Annotated in this window: 4 protein-coding genes; 3 read left to right on the top strand and 1 reads right to left on the bottom strand. The window is 67.5% G+C overall.

Annotated features, from left to right (window positions below):
* Window positions 1–432 precede the first annotated feature (432 nt).
* From AB0B01_RS30595 to AB0B01_RS30585, 3 genes are all read left to right on the top strand, one after another.
* Window positions 433–777: a hypothetical protein gene (locus tag AB0B01_RS30595; RefSeq protein ID WP_361726181.1), complete on the top strand. Its 345-nt coding sequence runs from the start codon at window positions 433–435 to the stop codon at window positions 775–777.
* Complete coding sequence (locus AB0B01_RS30590) at window positions 774–1,097, top strand: hypothetical protein (RefSeq protein WP_361726178.1); 324 nt, start codon at window positions 774–776, stop codon at window positions 1,095–1,097. Before AB0B01_RS30595 ends, AB0B01_RS30590 begins: the two co-directional genes overlap by 4 nt.
* A gap of 271 nt (window positions 1,098–1,368) precedes the next feature.
* Entirely contained in the window at window positions 1,369–2,247 is an 879-nt protein-coding gene (locus tag AB0B01_RS30585; protein WP_361726175.1) for a hypothetical protein, read from the top strand.
* Between the two features lie 31 nt (window positions 2,248–2,278).
* On the opposite strand, the gene AB0B01_RS30580 is transcribed toward AB0B01_RS30585, so the two are convergent.
* On the bottom strand, window positions 2,279–2,410 hold the full coding sequence (locus tag AB0B01_RS30580; protein WP_361726172.1) for a hypothetical protein: 132 nt from the start codon (window positions 2,408–2,410) through the stop codon (window positions 2,279–2,281).
* Between the last annotated feature and the right edge of the window lie 504 nt (window positions 2,411–2,914).

Raw genomic sequence — 2,914 nt, 5'->3', positions numbered from 1 at the left:
CTTTCTGGTCGTTTCGGGCGCGCTTGACAGCCCCCCCCGCGCGGCCCCCCCCCGCCGGCCCCGCCCCCCCCCCGCCCGCCCCCCCCCACCCCTCGGCTCCGCGCCCGACGGCGCGTATGCCAGAGAGCAGCGGTGAGTCACTGCGGCAACGCTGGAACAGGCGATTCGACGTGTTGGGCGAGGACCCGTTCGGTGATCCTCGTCGTCCCTCCGAAGTCCGGATCGAGCTGGCCACCTACCCGGAACCCGTGGTCCTCACCGGCCGGTTCACCTCGGCATACTGGCAAGCCCATCCTCAATTGCCCATCGAAGCGGCGCAGCGACTCAACGTCGCACCCCACCAGCCTCCACTGCGTGAGGTGGTCACGCATGATCGAGAAGGTGCCGTGACCCTGCTCCCCGCCTGTCAGTGGTGATCGCCATCATGGGGACATGACCGACCCGAACCTGACCACCGGCAGCAACTGGCGGCTCCACCACGGTGACCAGGAGATCGCCCGGCTGACGGTTACCGGCGCCGACATGCCCTGGACTCACGCCGAAGTCGAGACGCTCCCTGGCTTTGAACAGTTCCGCCTTCTCTTCCGTGAGCAAGAGCGAGCTGTCGACGAGGAGGACTGGGAGCAGGCCGACGCCTGCTACACCCAGATCCGCAATGCGCTCACCATGACGTTCCCCGACGGCAGCCCGGTCGCGGAGTTCATGCTGCACATCCACGACGACGGAACCGCCGGCTGGCGCTGGCACGACGAGCCCTTCGACACGGTGAACCAGTGACCTGGGTTCGCTGTTTCTGGGGCGAGGAAGCCTTCTGGTTCTACTTCGAGCTGGACACCGATGGGCACGTGATCCGGCAAGTCGAGTTGCAGGAGCCCGGAAACAAGGCATTGGCCGCTGCCTCACTGGTCGAGTGGCAAGAAGCCCAGAGAGACGGTCGGTTGGCCGCATACGAGAGCGTCTATGGTCTGACCGCCGAGCTGCCCATCTCTGAGTGGGAGGGGCACGACCCGCAGCGGTTGTCGGCCAATGAGTTCGAGGTCGTTTGGTCGACCGCCCGTCGGCAGTTCCAGGATCGTCAGCGGCGACATCCTTCCTGAACGCATCCACTGCTGCGGCCTCTGATCGGGAAATGGCCATCTTTAGTGCGAAACCGGGCATCAAGCGTCTCGCCATACTGACAAGGCCCTGGTCAGGCGGCATCACCCTCGCCATGATCCATGAGACACGCCAGCGGCACCGCCCACGGAGCTTCCGCGGCGTCCCGCCATCCCACCAGTAAGTCGCGATTCAACCTGTCACCCCACAGGTCAACGGCCCAACACCTGAAAGGTCTGAGACGGGACACCGGAGGCCAGATACGGTGCGGGTATGACGCTTGGGTTGCCCTCCGATGTTGCCGACGCGCTCGACGTGCTGCGCTTGCTCCAGCATCCAGCAGCCCGCCGCGCGGCCGCGTTGCTGCGTCAGGACCTGTCCGAGGAACTGATCGAGGAGATCATCGCGCTGGGTTCGTCGCGCTCCCTCGCCAGCAACTCTTCTCTACCTGACGAGGTCAGGGCGCGCTTCGCTGAGCACACGGATTCAGCGGTCAGGTGCGCAGTGGCTGGGAGCGCGAGGGACGAGCCGCCCGGTCTGCTCGCCCGCCTGGCAGCCGAGCCGGATCTCTCAGTCCGGCAGTTCCTCACATCGAATGAACACGTGACGCCGGACCTGATGGGCTGCCTGGCCGTGGACCCTGAGCCCAGCGTCCGGGTGTCGGTCATCCAAAACTGGCGGGCCGCTCCCGACCCGGTGCGTCGGGCGATGCTGACGGACCCCGAGCCACGCGTGCGCCGGGAGGCTGTTCTGGCGTACTCCCCGCCCCCGGAGCTGTTGCCCGGTCTTCTGGCCGACCCCGCGACGCGTGCCGCTGCCGTCCGGCATGCGCATCCGACGCCGGAACTGGCTGCCGATCCCGACCCCCGTGTGCGTGAAGCCGTCGCCGACCATGCCGAGCTGCCCGCCGCCCTGCGCGACGTGCTGGCCGGAGATCCGGACGTTGCAGTCCGCAGCGCGATAGCGGCTCGTCCGGACCTGCCGCCGGCCTTGCTTGAGCGGCTCCTGCCGACGCTGGAGTCCGACGACCTCCTGACGGAGTGGCTCGTGTCTTCCCGCCGAGGCCTGCACGCGGGCCCACCTCCCGCCCCAGCCCCTTCGCCGGCTACCCGCGAGGAGGCGGAAGCACTTCTCCGGCAAGCCGGCCTGTGAGGGGGCGTGCATGCACGGAACGGCTCTTACGTCAGGGGAGCGAATCCAACCCCGCGAGGAGAGCGGCCACCTCCAGGCCGGTCATGAGGTAGTCCACGAAAGGGAGGTTGTTGAGAGCCCAGGGTGACCTTCGTCGGCCGACCAGGTCGATGGCCGTCGGCACGTCATGCCCCAACTCGACGAGGGCTGTGCCACAACCAAGCCGGAGCGGTTGTAACCGGCGTTGCAACGGACCAGGGTCGGCCGCCCTTCGCGTGCTTCTCGAGCAGCGGTTCGTGCCCCAAGCGCAGGACCGTATACAGCTGCTCCGCCCTGAGCCGGCTGTCGGGGATTTCGACCACGAGGTGGTTGACGTCCGGCGGAGGGCCATGGCTGGAGCTCGCGTACAAGCTGATGACCAGTGCGAACTCCTTGCCGACGACGACCCGACGAGTCCCGCCCAGGGCGGCGTCAGCCCGATAGTGGCCCCCCATCCAGAGCGCTGGCGCCATCTCGTTCCAGGGCTCCTCCGGCTCGGGTGTGCCGCTTCCTTTGTGCCGGGTCTTCATCAGGGCTCTCCCCACTGCGCACCGTCCCGACTTTTGTCCGCGGACAAAATAAGGGGCGGTGGGGGGGGGGCGGGGGGCAGTGCGAAAAAGGGGCAAGTGGTCGGGGGTGAAAACCAGCG

Origin of the sequence: Streptomyces sp. NPDC044571, assembly GCF_040647115.1 — a bacterium.
GTDB lineage: Bacteria > Actinomycetota > Actinomycetes > Streptomycetales > Streptomycetaceae > Streptomyces.
The sequence above is the reverse complement of the archived record's forward strand: the minus strand, read 5'-3'. Positions and strand labels throughout refer to the sequence as shown.

Excerpts from the sequence above, each read along its gene's own strand:
- AB0B01_RS30595 (WP_361726181.1), top strand. The coding sequence starts at position 433 with ATGACCGACCCGAACCTGACCACCGGCAGCAACTGGCGGCTCCACCAC.
- AB0B01_RS30585 (WP_361726175.1), top strand. The coding sequence starts at position 1,369 with ATGACGCTTGGGTTGCCCTCCGATGTTGCCGACGCGCTCGACGTGCTG.